This is a genomic window from Campylobacter sp. IFREMER_LSEM_CL2194, from assembly GCF_025771685.1.
Lineage (GTDB): Bacteria > Campylobacterota > Campylobacteria > Campylobacterales > Campylobacteraceae > Campylobacter_D.
This window is the reverse complement of record NZ_JAKMQS010000046.1, coordinates 1-1166: the sequence shown is the minus strand read 5'-3', so window position 1 is coordinate 1166 and position 1166 is coordinate 1. Positions and strand designations below refer to the sequence as shown.

Genomic DNA, 1166 nt, shown 5'->3' with positions numbered 1-1166 from the left:
ATAGAAAATATACCCCATCAAATTTACATAAGACACATACAATTAAATAAATTAGGAAGTAAAAATCATATTTTAGGAAAAAATCTAATCTTAGGAAAAAAATTTCTATCTTACCAAAATAAAATAGCTATTTATATAAAAGATATACACTATGATGAAGCTTTAAAATACTTTCCAAACGCAGAAAAATACAAAGAGCTTAAAGAAAGTATATTATTTCTAACTAACAATGAATTTTGTGTTGATTTATATCTTAAAATTATTTTCAATAAAAGAATGCTGTTTAAGCTAGGAGATTGCTCTCACTCCAAATTAGGATGGGGTAAAATTTTAGGAAAAAAAATAAAAAATTACGAGATAATACATATTAAACTTCATGAATAATTTTTATATTTATCAAAATATATCATTTATTCATCTATATTAAAATCAAATATATAAAATCTGAATTTTTATTATTTAAACTATTGATATTATTAAATTTTAATAATATCCAATATTATGAAAATAACCATAAATTAACAACAAGCTTATATTAATCCAAAACTCTACTTCAATCTCACATTCATAATCATATTAGATAAAAAGATACTATCCTTATCAAAGCTTTTTAAGTTATATTCTAGTTTTAAATATCTTTTTTGTATATCTTGCATTAAAGTTGAAAGATTGTATAAACTTAAACTTTCTAATATATTTATAAGCTCTATTTTACTTAAAGTATTAAAATCATTTAATAAGCATTGATATGAAAATATTCTTTACCTTTATTAGTTAATTGAAGCAAAGATATAACATCTTTTATAACTTGTAAAATATCATTTGCTACTTCACCATAACCCCAAGTAAAGATAATATGATTATCATCTATATTTGTAGCACCAAATAATAAAGAAGGTGCAAAAATTAAAGCGCTAAGGAATAAAATGTAAAATCTTTTCATCAATTGTATTAAAGAAGTTAAAGAGTTTGTTTGGTATAATTGTATTAAGGGTGCAACGCCAAAGGGGTGCAACCCTTTAGCGTTAATTTACTACCCAGAAGGGAGGTGAGTTAAATGCTCAACATTGTTCTTATAATTATACTCTTAACGCTTTGCTATGTCAAGGCTTATTGAGTATCCCCTGCTTTTGCAGGGTTTAGAACAATCCCTTTGGCTTACCAAA

Annotated in this window: 2 protein-coding genes; one reads left to right on the top strand and one right to left on the bottom strand. The window is 24.0% G+C overall.

Annotated elements, in window-relative coordinates:
- Window positions 1–384, top strand: a 384-nt coding sequence (locus tag L8V79_RS08095) for a type VI secretion system baseplate subunit TssG (protein ID WP_263703196.1), incomplete at its 5' end; no start/stop codon positions are given.
- Between the two features lie 349 nt (window positions 385–733).
- Here L8V79_RS08095 and L8V79_RS08090 read toward each other — a convergent pair.
- Complete coding sequence (locus L8V79_RS08090; RefSeq protein ID WP_263703195.1) at window positions 734–943, bottom strand: hypothetical protein; 210 nt, start codon at window positions 941–943, stop codon at window positions 734–736.
- Between the last annotated feature and the right edge of the window lie 223 nt (window positions 944–1166).